The sequence below is a fragment of the Burkholderia sp. AW33-5 genome, assembly GCF_053427615.1.
Window position 1 is genome coordinate 510,567 of record NZ_JBSAXA010000003.1, and the last position, 12,667, is coordinate 523,233.

11 protein-coding genes are annotated in these 12,667 nt (G+C 67.5%); 2 read left to right on the plus strand and 9 right to left on the minus strand.

Annotated elements, in window-relative coordinates; all coding sequences use genetic code 11:
• Positions 1-21 precede the first annotated feature (21 nt).
• The 6 genes from ACV22V_RS09195 to panE form a co-directional block, all read right to left on the minus strand.
• On the minus strand, positions 22-1,110 hold the full coding sequence (locus ACV22V_RS09195) for an alcohol dehydrogenase catalytic domain-containing protein (RefSeq protein ID WP_448013619.1): 1,089 nt from the start codon (positions 1,108-1,110) through the stop codon (positions 22-24).
• Between the two features lie 46 nt (positions 1,111-1,156).
• A complete protein-coding gene (locus ACV22V_RS09200) occupies positions 1,157-2,164 on the minus strand; it encodes an ABC transporter permease (protein ID WP_059819400.1) in 1,008 nt (335 codons plus the stop codon).
• Positions 2,151-3,671 carry a sugar ABC transporter ATP-binding protein gene (locus ACV22V_RS09205; protein ID WP_448013676.1) on the minus strand — a complete coding sequence of 507 codons (1,521 nt, stop codon included), beginning with the start codon at positions 3,669-3,671 and terminating at the stop codon, positions 2,151-2,153. Before ACV22V_RS09205 ends, ACV22V_RS09200 begins: the two co-directional genes overlap by 14 nt.
• A 62-nt stretch (positions 3,672-3,733) precedes the next feature.
• Positions 3,734-4,675 (minus strand): substrate-binding domain-containing protein, encoded by a 942-nt coding sequence (locus tag ACV22V_RS09210; protein WP_448013620.1) that lies wholly within the window; start codon positions 4,673-4,675, stop codon positions 3,734-3,736.
• 118 nt (positions 4,676-4,793) lie between these two features.
• On the minus strand, positions 4,794-5,753 hold the full coding sequence (locus ACV22V_RS09215; RefSeq protein ID WP_059526694.1) for an AraC family transcriptional regulator: 960 nt from the start codon (positions 5,751-5,753) through the stop codon (positions 4,794-4,796).
• Between the two features lie 295 nt (positions 5,754-6,048).
• Positions 6,049-6,987 carry a 2-dehydropantoate 2-reductase gene (panE, locus tag ACV22V_RS09220; protein ID WP_059526697.1) on the minus strand — a complete coding sequence of 313 codons (939 nt, stop codon included), beginning with the start codon at positions 6,985-6,987 and terminating at the stop codon, positions 6,049-6,051.
• A 259-nt stretch (positions 6,988-7,246) separates the two neighbouring features.
• Between panE and ACV22V_RS09225 the strand changes: the two genes are divergently transcribed.
• Complete coding sequence (locus tag ACV22V_RS09225; RefSeq protein ID WP_448013621.1) at positions 7,247-8,800, plus strand: methyl-accepting chemotaxis protein; 1,554 nt, start codon at positions 7,247-7,249, stop codon at positions 8,798-8,800.
• 122 nt (positions 8,801-8,922) lie between these two features.
• Here ACV22V_RS09225 and ACV22V_RS09230 read toward each other — a convergent pair whose 3' ends face one another.
• Positions 8,923-9,600 (minus strand): response regulator transcription factor, encoded by a 678-nt coding sequence (locus ACV22V_RS09230; protein WP_059526704.1) that lies wholly within the window; start codon positions 9,598-9,600, stop codon positions 8,923-8,925.
• Positions 9,601-9,973: 373 nt separating this feature from the next.
• On the opposite strand from ACV22V_RS09230, the gene ACV22V_RS09235 reads away from it, so the two are divergent.
• Positions 9,974-10,465: a hypothetical protein gene (locus tag ACV22V_RS09235; RefSeq protein WP_059449548.1), complete on the plus strand. Its 492-nt coding sequence runs from the start codon at positions 9,974-9,976 to the stop codon at positions 10,463-10,465.
• A gap of 75 nt (positions 10,466-10,540) precedes the next feature.
• On the opposite strand, the gene ACV22V_RS09240 is transcribed toward ACV22V_RS09235, so the two are convergent.
• Both ACV22V_RS09240 and ACV22V_RS09245 read right to left on the minus strand, forming a co-directional pair.
• The gene (locus ACV22V_RS09240) at positions 10,541-11,962 is read right to left on the minus strand and encodes a sigma 54-interacting transcriptional regulator (RefSeq protein ID WP_448013622.1); all 1,422 of its coding nucleotides are present in this window, start codon (positions 11,960-11,962) and stop codon (positions 10,541-10,543) included.
• Positions 11,963-12,074: 112 nt separating this feature from the next.
• Entirely contained in the window at positions 12,075-12,659 is a 585-nt protein-coding gene (locus tag ACV22V_RS09245) for a hypothetical protein (RefSeq protein WP_448013623.1), read from the minus strand.
• Between the last annotated feature and the right edge of the window lie 8 nt (positions 12,660-12,667).

Genomic DNA, 12,667 nt, shown 5'->3' on the forward strand with positions numbered 1-12,667 from the left:
AGAGATCGCACGAGCCGGCATTCAACGCGCCGGCTTCAGCAGCACCTTGATTGATTCGGACGACTTCGCAATGCGAATCGCTTCGTCCCAGTCCTCCAGCGCGAAGCCGTGCGTGACGATGCCTTTCGACGTGACGAGCCCGCGCGCGAGCAGGTCGATTGCGATCGGGTAGCAATACGGCCCCAGATGCGCGCCGCGCACGTCGAGCTCCTTGCGATCGCCGATGATCGACCAGTCGGCGGTCGTGTCCTCGCCGAACACGCTGAACTCGACGAAGCGGCCGAGCTTGCGGATCAGTTCCAGCCCCTGGTTCACGCCGACCGGCGCGCCCGTCGTCTCGATGTACACGTCGCATCCGTAGCCGTCGGTCAGCGCACGGACGATCTCGCGCGCATCGTCGCGCGTCGGATTGATCGTCACGTCCGCGCCGTATTGCCGCGCAAGTTCGAGGCGCTCGTCGATCAGGTCGATCACGACGAGCTTCTTCGGCGTCTTCAGGTGCGCGACCTGCGTCATCATCAGGCCGAGCGGGCCCGCGCCCGCGATCACCACGACGTCGTCGAGCTGAAGGTCGCCACGGTTCACGGTATGGATCGCGCACGACAGCGGCTCGATGATCGCCGCATCCTCGAGCGACACGCCGAGCGGAATCCGGTGCACGATCGCCGTCGGCGGAATGCGCATGTACTCGGCCATCCCGCCGTCGGCGACCTCGCGCTGGAAGCCGAAGATGTTGTGCACCTCGCACATCCAGTACTGGCCCGACTTGCAGTAGCGGCACTTGCCGCACGGCACGATCTGCTCGGCGATCACGCGGTCGCCCAGTGCGACGCCGAAATGCTCGGCCGCGCCGTCGCCCAGCGCTTCCACGTAGCCGAAGAATTCATGGCCGGGAATCACGGGCGCCTTCACCCACGGGCTCGGGCCGCCCCAGAACATCTTCGCGCCCGTATAGCATTTGCAATCGCTCGCGCAGATCCCGCACGCGGCGATGCGGATCACGAGCTCGTTCGCGCCCGCGCGCGGCTGCGCGACCTGTTCGACGCGGTAATCCTCGGGGCCGTGGCAAACCACCGCGGTCATGCGCGGCTGGGCTTCGGGTGTCGTCATGAGTTGTCTCTTCCGTTGATGATTCGGATGTCTGATGAATGAATCGTTACCGCGACCGTTCGCGGCTGATGTAGATCGCGAGCAGGATGATTCCGCCCTTGATCACGTTCTGCACATACGGGTTCACGCCGATCATGTTCAGCCCGTTGTTGAGCACGCCGAGCAGCAACGCACCGACGAGCGTGCCGAGGATCGCGCCGCGCCCGCCGGAAATCGACGTGCCGCCCATCACGACGGCCGCGATCGCATCGAGCTCGAAGCCGACGCCGGCGTTCGGCTGCCCGCTCATCAGGCGCCCGGTCAGCACGATCGCGGCAAGCGCCGACGTGAGCCCGGCCAGCGTGTAGACGATCAGCTTCACGCGCGCCACGCGCACGCCGGTGAGCCGCGTCGCCTGTTCGTTGCCGCCGATCGCATACACGTAGCGGCCGAACGGCATGCGATCGAGCAGCAGCCACGCGATCGCATAGACGACCAGCATGATCAGCACCGGCGCCTGGATGCCGAGCACCTTGCCGCTGCCGAAGAACGCGACCCAGTCGGGCAGCCCGTCGATCGGATAGCCGCCCGTATAGATCAGCGCGAGGCCGCGCGCGATGCCCATCGTCGCGAGCGTGACGATGATCGGCGGCATCCCCGCGAACGCGACGAACACGCCGTTCAGGAAACCGAACCCGAAGCCCACCGCGATACCGATCGCGAGCGCGGCGACCGCATTCACGCCGGCGACCATCAACCCGGCCGCGAGCGTACCGGACAACGCCATGACCGAGCCGACCGACAGGTCGATCCCGCCGGTCAGGATCACGCAGGTCATGCCGACCGCGATGATCGCGTTGATCGACACCTGGCGCAGCACGTTCTCGAGATTCGCGGCGGACAGGAAGCTCGGGCTCGCGATCATCATCGCGATGCACACGACGATCAGCCCGACGAGCGGATAGAACAGCGTCGAGCGCCGCAGTTGCGTCCACATCGCGCGCGGCGGCGGCATCTCGCCGGCCGCGGCCGCGAGTGTCGGGGAAGACGGGGAAGAAGAATCAGGCAGGTTCATGGGTCGCTCCTCGCGTGCCGGCCGTGGCATGGGTCATGACCGTGTCGGGATCGATCTCGTCGCCCTCGAGCGTCGCCTCGATGCGGCCCTGCCGGAACACGGCGACGCGATCGCACATGCCGACGATCTCCGGCAGCTCGGACGAGATCATGATGATGGCGTAGCCGCGCGCGGTGAGTTCGCGCATCAGCCCGTAGATTTCCGCTTTCGCGCCGACGTCGATGCCGCGGGTCGGCTCGTCGAAGATCAGCACCGTCGCGTGGTGATTCAGCCAGCGCGCGATCACGACCTTCTGCTGGTTGCCGCCGGACAGCGTCGCGACCTCGGTGTGGATCGACGGCGCCTTCACGCCGACGCGCCGCATCACGTCGTGCGTCGTGCGCGCTTCGCCGCGGCGATCGATCAGCCAGCGCATCGACCGGTACTTGCCGAGGTTGTTCAGCGAGATGTTGTCGCGAATCGAGAACGACGTGACGAGCCCTTCCGTCTTGCGGCTCTCCGGCAGAAGGCCGATGCCCGCGCGCAGCGCGTCGGCCGGATCGGCGAGCTTCGCCGCCGCGCCGCGCACGCGCACGTCCTTGCGGTGCGCGCGCGTCGCGCCGATCACCGCGAGCGCGGTCTCCGTTCGCCCCGAACCGACGAGCCCCGCGAAGCCCAGAATCTCGCCCGCATGCAGCGCGAAGCGGTTGACCGGGCCGTCGCGCTCGATCTGCAGCGCGTCGACTTCGAGCACGGCGGGCGCATCCGTGGCGCGCGCCGGCTTCGGCGGGAAGCTGCTTTCGAGCCGGCGGCCGACCATCATCCGCACCAGCTGCTCGACGTCCGTGCGCGCGACGTCGGTGGTCGCGACATACTGACCGTCGCGCAGCACCGTGATGCGATCGCACACCGCGAAAATCTCGTCGAGGTGATGCGAGATGAAGATCATCGCGACACCCTGCCGCTTCAGCTCGCGCATGATCGAGAACAGATGCTCGGCCTCGGCCGGCGTGAGCGTGGCGGTCGGTTCGTCGAGGATCAGGATGCGCGCGTCGAGCGACAACGCCTTGCCGATTTCGACGAACTGCTGCTGCGCGACCGACAGCGTGCGTAGCGGCGCGTCGAGATCGATCGTCACGCCGAGCCGCGCGAAGATGCCGGCCGCGACGCGCCGCATCCGCGTGCGATCGCGCACACCCCAGCGGGTGCGCAGCTCGCGGCCGAGGAACAGGTTGTCGACGGCATCGAGGTGCGGAATCAGGCTGAATTCCTGGAACACGATGCCGACACCGACCGCGACCGCGTCGTGATAACTCGCGAAATGCCGCGCGCTGCCGTCGATCTCGATCGTGCCGGTATCCGGCTGGTGGATCCCGCAGAGGATCTTCATCAGCGTCGATTTGCCGGCCCCGTTCTCGCCGAGCAGCGCATGAATCTCGCCGCGCGCGATCTCGAGGTGAATGTCCGACAGCGCCTTCACGCCCGGAAAGCTTTTCGTGATGTGACTGAGCGTCAGTATCGTGTCCATCGGCTTCTCCGTGCGAAGGGCGTCGGCCGCGCCGCCGCCCTTCGCGTCGCGTTGCGCGTCGCTCACCAGCTGAATCCCTTCGCGTTGCCGCGATCGACGACCTTCACGTCGACCGGAATCGCCTTCGGCACCGTCGCGCCCCACTTGCGCGCGATCGCGATGCCGAGCGCGATGCGCACCTGGTCGGCCGGGAACTGCGCGGTCGTCTCGATGAACTTCGAGTTCGGTTTCTGGATCGCCGCGATCGCCTCGGGCGCGCCGTCGACGCTGGTCAGCCTGATGTCCTTGCCCGATCCCTCGATCGCGGCGAGCGCGCCCATCGACCCGCCGTCGTTCACGCTGAAGATGCCCTTCAGGTTCGGATGCGCGGAGATCATGTTCTCCGTCACCGACAACGCGGTCGCGCGCTCCTGCTTGCCGTTCTGCGTGTCGACCAGCTTCACGTTCGGGAATTTCGCGAGGCCGGCCTTGCAGCCGCGCACGCGTTCGAGAATCGGCACGACCGGAATGCCGTCGAGGATCGCCACCTCGCCGCTGCCGCCGATCGCCTTCGCGAGGTATTCGCACGACATCACGCCCGCGTCGTAATTCTTCGAGCCGACGAACGAATCGACCGGGCCGTTCGCGTTCGCGTCGACTGCCACGACCACCGCGCCGGCCTTCTTCGCCTGCGTGATCGCCAACTGGATGCCGGTCGAATCGGTCGGATTCACGAGCAGGATGTCGATCTTCTTCTGCAGCATGTCCTCGACGTCGCTCACCTGCTTGCTGACGTCGTGATGCGCGTCGGTCACGACGACCTGCGCGCCGATCGACGCGGCCGCGTCGTTCAACGCCTTCTGCATCGTCACGAAATACGGATTGTTCAGCTCCTGGAAGGTCATGCCGATCCGCAGCGGCGCCGCATGCGTGACCATCGGGAACCAGGCTGCGACAGCTGCCGCGGCAACGGCCGCGATGCGTGCGGCGCGGCGGCGGGATGAAGCGGGCGATGCGTGCGTCATGACGGTGTCTCCGGTTATGTGCGGTTTTTTCGTGGGTGAGCGAGCCCCTCGCGACGCGAACGGCGCGATGGGCTGGGTGAAACGGCAAGGAAAAGTCAGGCGGGCGAACGCCGGGCGATCATCCGGGCTGCGGTACGCGCCCGCGTGCATCGGGCGTGACCACGCGCGGCGGCATCGGATTGCCGGTGGGCGCCGCATGCAGCGCGAGCTCGCGGCTGCGTGCGTTCAACCGCTGCAGCGCGCGGAATTCGGTCGGCGCCATCCCCTTCACCGCGCGAAACTGGCGATTGAAGTTGGACACGTTGTTGAAGCCGGCCTGGAAGCAGATGTCGGTGATGTTCGCGTCGTCGGCGAGCAGCATCTGGCATGCGGATTCGATCCGCAGCCGGTTCACGTACTGGACGAACGGCAACCCGGTATGGCGATGGAACGCGCGCGAGAATGCGCTGACGCTCTGCCCGGTCAATTGCGCGAGATCGGATTCGCGCAGCTCGGACGCGAGATTCTTGCCGATGTACGACAGCGCGTGGCTGAGCCGCGTCGGCGTCACGTGCGCCTGGTCGTACGCGGGGCTCGCGAGCAGCGTGCGTTCGGCCGCGCCGCACAACCGCTCGAGGATCGTCATGAACAGCGCGATGCGACGCATCCCGCGCGCGGTCAGCAATTCGTCGAACAGCGGTGCGATCGCGGCGCTCGTGTCGTCGTCGAAGCCGACGCCGCGCCGCGCGTCGTCGAGCAGCGCCTGCGCGTCGCGGCATTCGGGAAACGCGTCCATGCAGCGGCGCACGAACGACGGATCGAACTGGATCACGAGATTGCGGCGCTCGACGGTTTCGCCTTCGGCCATGTCGCTGACCCAGTTGTGCGGCAGGTTCGGGCCGAGCAGCACGAGATGGCCGGGGCCGAACGAGCCGATATGGTCGCCGACGAAATACTTGCCGCTCGTCGCGACGATCAGGTGCAGTTCGAATTCGGGATGGAAATGCCAGCGGATCGTGCGGTACGGATAGCCGTGCGACCAGACCTTGAACGACTCGTCGCGTCGCACGTCGACCACTTCCAGATCGGGATGCATCATCCTGGCGTCTCCATTCCCATGTCTCGCTGGCCGGGCCGCTCGGCGGTTCGCCTCGTTCGCCGCGTGAGTCGTGCGGCAACGCGACCGGTCGCATGGGAAGCAATGTAGGTCGATCGCGTGCGCGGCTCCACCAACTTTACGCCTGATTTTCGATACTTTTTTGCGGGTTGCGGGTGGAAAGGGGCGCGAAACGCAAAATTGTGCAGTGCGGCACCCCGCCGACCGAGCGCCGGCGGGACATACGCGCGCGCCGGAACACGGCCGCCAGGCGGGTCGACGACGGCCGCTGGCGCGGCTACGCCGCCGCGCTTTCCCGCGCGACACGCACCTCGTACGCCTTCAGGTGGTTGTACGCAATCCGCAGCAACGACAACGCATCCGCCGCCTGCGGGTCGCGGCGCGCAAGCAGGTCGCCGATCACGTGATCGGCTTCGACCCGTGCGCGGTTTTCGACGTCGCGCAGCATCGACGCGGTCAGCGGCGACGGCGTCAGCACCATCCGCTGCATCCGCTCGACCGCGGCGGAATCGGGCCGGTAACCGTTGTGCGCGGCGATCGCGCTGCATTCGTCGAGCATCGTCTCGAGCAGGCGGCGGCCGTCCGGCGCGGCGAGAATGTCGCCGATCGACCCGCGAAACAGCGACGTGCTCGCTGCGAGCGTCGCGAGGAACACCCACTTGTCCCACATCCGCGCGGCGATGTCGTCGCTGAGCGTCGCATCGAAACCCGCGCCGCCCAGCACGTCGGCCACCGCGCGCACGCGCGCCGATTCGCCGCCGGCGAGTTCGCCGAACGACAGCCCTGCCGTGTCGTTCAGATGCACGATCCGCTGCTCGCGATCGAGCGTCGCCGCGATCACGCACAGGCCGCCGAGCACCTGCGCGGCATCGAACCGGTCGCGCAGCACGTCGAGATGGCGCATCCCGTTGAGCATCGGCAGGATCAGCGTCGACGGCCCGACGAACGGCGCGAACGATGCGATCGCATCGTCGAGGCTATACGCCTTGCAGCTGAGCAGCACCAGGTCGAACGGCGCGGCCGCGTCGCTCGCGCGCAGCGTCTGCACGTTCGCGAGCGTCAGGTCGCCGCGCGGGCTGCGGATCAGGAGCCCGTCGCGCGCGAGCGCGGCCGCCCGGCCGTCGCGCACCAGAAACGTCACGTCGCGCCCCGCCGCCGCGAGCCGGCCGCCGAAGTATCCGCCGACCGCGCCGGCCCCCACCACCAGAATTCGCATCGTTGCCTCCTTTCGGGTTGGTTCGACGCCGCCGCCGTTCGCCCCGACCGTCGGGGCACGACGCGCAACCGCCATCGCCCGACAGTATAGCGACGCCGAATATGTATATGCATAGATAACCGCACCGCGCTCGGCGGTATCGAGCCGTCGCCGTTTCTAAGGGATTTCCCGCCTACGGCAACGTCCGTTTCGCGCCGTCAAAGAATTATCCCGTCACGCCGTTCCGGCGCGCTTGTTCGACCGACCGACCTCACTACCCATGCGCACCCTTTCCCTGAACCAGAAACTCGCCTCGATGATCGTCATCCTGTGGCTCGGCCTGCTCGTGATCGCCGGCATCGGCGCATGGCAGACGCGCGCATCGATGATCACGGATCGCCGCGACCAGCTTGCGTCGCTGGTCGCGCAGGCGACGAATGTCGCCGACCATTACTACAAGCTGTCGCAACAGAACGCATTGCCGGAAGCCGACGCGAAGCAGAAGGCGCTCGAGGCGATCGCGGCGATGCGCTACGGCACCGACGGCTACGTCTCGATCAACGATTCGAAGCCGGCGGTCGTGATGCATCCGATCAAGACCGAGCTCAACGGCAAGGACGTGTCGAATTTCACGGATCCGAACGGCAAGCATCTGTTCGTCGAGATCGTGAAGGCCGGCAACGTGGACGGCGGCAAGGGTTTCGTCGAGTATCTGTGGCCGAAGCCGGGCGCCGACAAGCCGCAGGACAAGACCAGCGCGGTGCAGCGCTTCGCGCCGTGGGACTGGTATCTCGTGACGGGCATGTACATGGACGACGTGCGTTCGGCCGTGCTCGCGAGCGTCGGCCGCTGGCTCGCGATCACGGCCGTGCTCGGCGCGATCGCGACCGCCGTGATGGTGCTCGTGCTGAAAAGCGTGCGCGCGAACCTCGGCGGCGAGCTCGAAGTGGCGCTCGACGCCGCGCAGCGTATCGCGCAGGGCGACCTGACCGCGCGCGTGAGCGTGAAGCAAGACGACCGCGGCAGCCTGCTGCATGCACTGCATACGATGCAGAACGGGCTGATCGACATGGTGTCGCGCGTGCGGACGGGCACGGAGAACATCAACGTCGGCGCGAGCGAGATCGCGTCGGGCAACACCGATCTGTCGCAGCGCACCGAGGAACAGGCGGCCGCGCTCGTGCAGACCGCGTCGAGCATGGACCAGATGACCGCGAACGTGAAGCAGAACGCCGACAGCGCCGCCCAGGCCGCGACGCTCGCGGGCCAGGCCGCGCAGGTCGCGACGCGCGGCAGCGAGGTGGTCGACGATGTGGTGCGGACGATGAACGAGATCACCGACCGCTCGCACAAGATCGGCGACATCATCGGCGTGATCGACGGGATCGCGTTCCAGACCAACATCCTCGCGCTGAACGCGGCCGTCGAAGCGGCGCGCGCGGGCGAACAGGGCCGCGGCTTCGCGGTGGTCGCGGCCGAGGTGCGCTCGCTCGCGCAACGCTCGGCGACGGCCGCGAAGGAGATCAAGTCGCTGATCGTGTCGTCGAACGAAACCGTCGAGCACGGCGCGACGCTCGTCACGCACGCGGGCGAGACGATGGCCGAGATCGTGCAGTCGGTGCGGCGCGTGAACGAGATCCTCGACGAGATCAGCCATGCGTCGCGCGAGCAGAGCGCGGGGATCGAGCAGGTCAACCGCGCGGTGGGCGAGATGGATCAGGTCACGCAGCAGAACGCGGCCCTCGTCGAGGAGGCCGCGGCCGCCGCGCATTCGCTGCGCGACCAGGCCGAGGCGCTGCGCGACGCCGTCACGCGATTCACGTTGCCGGCCTGACGTCGCCTCGTCCGTCGGCATCCCGCCGGATGCCGACGGATTTCGCCTGACCGGCCGGCAATGCGCGGCCGGCCCCGCACGACCCGGGCCCCGCCCTCACTTCTTCCGCGCGTCTTCCACGCTTACCCCGCTCCGCCCGGCCGGCTCATGGGCTTGAAACCGCCGAACCCCATCCCGGCCGCCCGCTGGGCCAGCTCGATGTCGTTGGTCACGCCGAGCTTCTTCATCGCGCTGATCTTCTGCGCGCTGACCGTCTGCTTGCCCTTGTTCAACCGCTGCGCGATCGTCTTGATCGGCAGGCCGGCCAGATAAAGGCGCATCACCTCGATCTCGCGCGTCGACAGTTTCACCGGCGCCTGGTCGTGCTCGGCGACCGCATCGAGCGCACGCCGGACGAGCGGCGACTGATAGCGCCCGCCGCTGTAGCTCGAATGGATCGCGGTGACGATGTGACCGACTTCGTCGAACTTGCTGACGAGGCTCGCGCCGCCTTTCGCGAGAATCGAGCGGAAGATCACCGGATTCTCGTTGCCCACCAGCGCGACGACCCCGACGTTCGGGCGCGTGCTGTGCAGCCAGTCGAACAGTGCGAGACCGTCCATCTGCACGTCGCCGCGAATCGGATAGTCGACCAGCACGATGTCGCAGTCGACGCTGCCGAGCGCCTCGATCAGATCGCCCGGGGTCCGGGAGACGCCGACCAGATCGATCGCGCACGCGTCGCCGGCAATGTGCTCCATGCCCGCGAGCGTCAGCGGCGAGTCGTACGCGAAAACAGTGCGAATTCTGAATTTCCCCATGCGCAGTCCCAGAAGTTTCGCCGGGCCGCACGTCGCGGAATGCGTGCGCGGCGGATCGGCATTGAATCGACGTTCAGGATATTTTTATCCCGGACATCATTCTAGGCAGCAACGCACGGCCGGGATATGGGGCGTCGTCTGAATTGGTCGGTGCAGGCGTGATACGAGTTTGATATCGGCGCCGGTCCGACCGTCCAGCGGCGGCCGGGGTCGGCCGGACGGCCGACGTTGCGGGTCGCGCGGGCCGCACGGACGGCCCGCGGGGTAAAATTGCGGCCTTTGCATGCCACTCCGGGCGACCGGCCGGCGGCAGCGCGCCCTTCCCGGCCGCGCGCCCGCCCGTTCGCCGGCTGCCCGTACTCCCGCTTCCCCCATGACCGAATCCGATCTGCAATCCGACGACACCACCATCCACGAAGACGGCCTCTGGCGCGACAACGGCTGGACGGCCCGCATCATCAAGAACGAGGACGACGACGGCTGGGCCGTCGAGATGATCAAGGACGGCGAAGCCGAGCCCGCGCTCGTCGGCCCGTGGACGATGGGTCGCGACAAGAAGAATCCGAAGCCGATGGACGCGAATGCGTTCCGCACGCTGGTGAAGACCGCGACCGAGGTGCTGATGCGACACGAGCAGCAACGCCGTGCGATGCTGCACAAGGAAGTGACGGTGCAGAACGACGACGGACAGGATGTGTCGGTCACGCTCGACATCGTGCCGGACGAGTTCGAGCCGTATGCGCAACTGAAGGCGTTCGACCCATACGGCGAGCTGCTGGCCGACGCGAAGGTCTCCGCCGGGTTCAAGCTCAACAAGGCCAGTGCCGCACGCTGGGTCGAATCGGGCTTCGAACGGCCGGCCTGACGCCACGGGCCGGCGCCCGCGCGACGCCGGCCACCTGCCGCGCGGGCGCAACGCGCGCAACCTGCGCAATCCGCGTCAGCCGTGCAGGCCGTGCGCGGTCATCAGGCGGTACAGCGTCGCGCGCGAGACGCCGAGTTCCGCCGCGACGTCGGCATGCTGACGCCGATGCCGCAACAGCGTTTCCTCGATCGTGCGCCGCTCGGCCTGGCGGCGCAATTCCGCGAGCGTCGGCGGCCGCTGCGACGTGTACTGGTTCAGTTCGAGATCGACGGCCGAGATCAGCGGGCCGTTCGTCATCACGACCGCGAAGCGGATCCGGTTGATCAGTTCGCGCACGTTGCCGGGCCATGCATAGTTGTGAATCGCCTCGATCGCGCACGGCATGAAGCCGCGAATCCGGTGCGCGCTGTCGCCGCGATAGCGCCGCAAGATGTGATCGGCGAGCAGCATGATGTCGCGGCCGCGCGCGCGCAGCGGCGGCTCGTCGATACGCAGCACGCACAGCCGGTAATACAGGTCCGCACGGAACCGTCCCGCCTGCATCGCGGCCTCGAGATCGACGTGGGTCGCGGACACGATCCGCACATCCACCGGAATCGACGTGTGTCCGCCGAGCCGCTCGATCTTGCCCTCCTGCAGGAACCGCAGCAGGCTCGCCTGGCTCTCGAACGGCATGTCGCCGATTTCATCGAGGAACAGCGTGCCGCCGTGCGCGGACTCGATGCGGCCGATCTTGCGCTGATGCGCGCCGGTGAACGCGCCGCGCTCATGACCGAACAGCTCGGCCTGCAGCAGCGTCGTCGGAATCGCCGCGCAATTCACGGCGACGAACGGCGCGTCGGCGCGCGACGAATGCTGATGGATCGCCGACGCGGTCAACTCCTTGCCGGTGCCGGATTCGCCGGCGATGAACACGGTGGCCTCGGTGTTCGCAACCTTGCGGATCGTCGCGAACAGACGGCGCATCGCGTCGCACGCGCCGATCATCGTGCCGCCGGGCGGCGCGGCATCGACGGCCGGATCGCCTTCCGCCAGTTTCAGCATCCCGTACGCATGGCCGACGAGATAACCGATCGTCGTATCGGCCGTCGCATCGCGGGCGTAGCCGAAGCAGCACTGGCGGATCAGACGCGCGATGGTGGCGTCGCGCAGTCGCTCGTCGTCGGCGAGCGCGACCCAGCCGATCCGCGGATCGCGCAGCAGCGCCTCGAACGACGCGACGTCGGGCGACGCGAAACCGTCGAAATCGACGATGCCCGCATGCAGGCGGTTCGCCTTCACGAGATTGAGTGCGTCCGCAACGGATTTCGCGCGCCACACGTCCCAGCCGCGCGACGCGAGACAGTCGACGAGCCCCGCATCGGGACGCGGCGACAGATACACGAGCGGGCGTGACGGCACGCCATGGTGACGCCGGACCGCGACGAACGGTGGCGTGCACGGCGCCCGCTCACCCTCCTGCGGGCCTGACAGTCTGATCGGGCAGCAATGGTTCACGATGGCCTCGCCGCATGGGGTTGTCTGGCCGAACGGGCGGCGCGAAACGATGCGCGGCAGGCCTCCCTGCCCACGCGCGACGCTGCCGGCATGTCCGCTCGGGAAAGTTTCGTCATCGGCAGAACACGACGCGTTGCATGTAGATCTGCGGTTCGACGACGGGCCGCGCGGCCTGGTTGAGGTCCTCGCGATAAGCACGGTAGGTCTTGCCGTTCACCGTCACTTCCGTCGCAGGCGCCGTCTCGATCGTGTTCAGCCCTTTGCGCTGCCAGTCGCTGACCCGCGCCGACGCCGACAAGCTCGACTCGCCGGCGATCTTCTGCGTGATCGCGCTGCCGTCGCTCCACGGCTGCGTCTGCATGTCCTCCGCGTGCTGCATCGCGCCGACCGTCTTGCCGGTCGGCGTCGGCCCGTTCTGCGCGGCGAACGGCGCGCCACGACCGTACACCGGCGATTGCCACGACGGTGCGTGCCCCTCCGCCGGCATCATGTAGATCATCTGCGGATCGCCGACCATCATCATCGGCACGCATGCCGTGTTGTCCGGGCGGCCGAGCGTCGTCAGCGCCTGCTGGACGCTCGCGGCATTCGCGAGGGTCTGCTCGCTCAGGATGACAAAGACCGCGGGGTTCTGGAAAACCGACTGCGCGGCGGCTTGTGTGCCGGCCAGCAGCAGCGCGACCAAAAAGATCCTCATGATTGAGG

What these genes read in the sequence shown, in the direction of transcription:
- ACV22V_RS09195 (WP_448013619.1), bottom strand. Translation starts at nt 1,110, where the DNA reads ATGACGACACCCGAAGCCCAGCCGCGCATGACCGCGGTGGTTTGCCAC.
- ACV22V_RS09200 (WP_059819400.1), bottom strand. Translation starts at nt 2,164, where the DNA reads ATGAACCTGCCTGATTCTTCTTCCCCGTCTTCCCCGACACTCGCGGCC.
- ACV22V_RS09205 (WP_448013676.1), bottom strand. Translation starts at nt 3,671, where the DNA reads ATGGACACGATACTGACGCTCAGTCACATCACGAAAAGCTTTCCGGGC.
- ACV22V_RS09210 (WP_448013620.1), bottom strand. Translation starts at nt 4,675, where the DNA reads ATGACGCACGCATCGCCCGCTTCATCCCGCCGCCGCGCCGCACGCATC.
- ACV22V_RS09215 (WP_059526694.1), bottom strand. Translation starts at nt 5,753, where the DNA reads ATGATGCATCCCGATCTGGAAGTGGTCGACGTGCGACGCGACGAGTCG.
- panE (WP_059526697.1), bottom strand. Translation starts at nt 6,987, where the DNA reads ATGCGAATTCTGGTGGTGGGGGCCGGCGCGGTCGGCGGATACTTCGGC.
- ACV22V_RS09225 (WP_448013621.1), top strand. Translation starts at nt 7,247, where the DNA reads ATGCGCACCCTTTCCCTGAACCAGAAACTCGCCTCGATGATCGTCATC.
- ACV22V_RS09230 (WP_059526704.1), bottom strand. Translation starts at nt 9,600, where the DNA reads ATGGGGAAATTCAGAATTCGCACTGTTTTCGCGTACGACTCGCCGCTG.
- ACV22V_RS09235 (WP_059449548.1), top strand. Translation starts at nt 9,974, where the DNA reads ATGACCGAATCCGATCTGCAATCCGACGACACCACCATCCACGAAGAC.
- ACV22V_RS09245 (WP_448013623.1), bottom strand. Translation starts at nt 12,659, where the DNA reads ATGAGGATCTTTTTGGTCGCGCTGCTGCTGGCCGGCACACAAGCCGCC.